This window comes from Psychrobacter sp., assembly GCF_036731945.1.
Classification (GTDB): Bacteria; Pseudomonadota; Gammaproteobacteria; order Pseudomonadales; family Moraxellaceae; genus Psychrobacter.
The window spans coordinates 2971-3683 of the sequence record NZ_DAINDI010000012.1 but is presented as its reverse complement, the minus strand read 5'-3'; the positions used below and the strand labels follow the sequence as shown (position 1 = coordinate 3683).

At 40.0% G+C, this 713-nt stretch carries 1 protein-coding gene and 1 pseudogene; one reads left to right on the top strand and one right to left on the bottom strand.

What is annotated here, in order from left to right:
- A partial coding sequence (locus V7D75_RS03835) for a pyridoxamine 5'-phosphate oxidase family protein (protein WP_333613477.1) occupies window positions 1–473 on the top strand: 473 nt, incomplete at its 5' end.
- Between the two features lie 137 nt (window positions 474–610).
- Here the strand turns inward: V7D75_RS03835 and V7D75_RS03830 are convergent.
- A pseudogene (locus tag V7D75_RS03830) lies at window positions 611–713 on the bottom strand (CDP-diacylglycerol--glycerol-3-phosphate 3-phosphatidyltransferase); the annotation flags it as partial.

Here is a 713-nt window from a genome sequence, read left to right as displayed (position 1 = left end):
ACACCATCCAAGCGATGGTAAAAGACATTAAATATACTATGATGACCACACGCAATGGCGAAGACCATCTACATTCTTGCCCGATGAATACCACTGAAACCAGCATTGGCGCCAAAGAGATCTGGTTTATTGGACACACGCCGTCTGAAACTGTCGATAACATTAAGCAAAATACAGAAGTAAATTTGGCTTATACCTCGAAAGGTGATGATAAGTATTTGTCTATTTCTGGTACTGCTGAATTGGTTGAGGATACAGAGAAACTTGATGAGCTATGGTCGGTTATGTATAACGCCTATTTTGAGCGAGGCAAAGAAGATCCAAGGGTACAGCTGATTAAAGTGGTGCCGCATGGGGCGGAATACTGGGCAAATGGTAATGCCATTACCAGCGCGGTCAAAATGACGGCGGCGGCAGCCACCGATACAGCGATTGAAAAAAGCTTAGGAGAAAATTTCTCTATTGAGTTGTAATTATTTGATCATTAAATACAGTTAAAACTATGATAAATAAAAAACGCCAGTCACTTATCATGACTGGCGTTTTTTATTTATGAGCAGTTTAAACTTAAGCATGTAAACTTAATGACTGATAGCATTTATTCTACATACTAACCGCTTTGTTTTAAATATGGCCAAGCCGCTCTGAGGTAAATCATCATCGACCATAAGGTTAAAATCACCGCCGCCACCATCAAGACATATCCTATCATT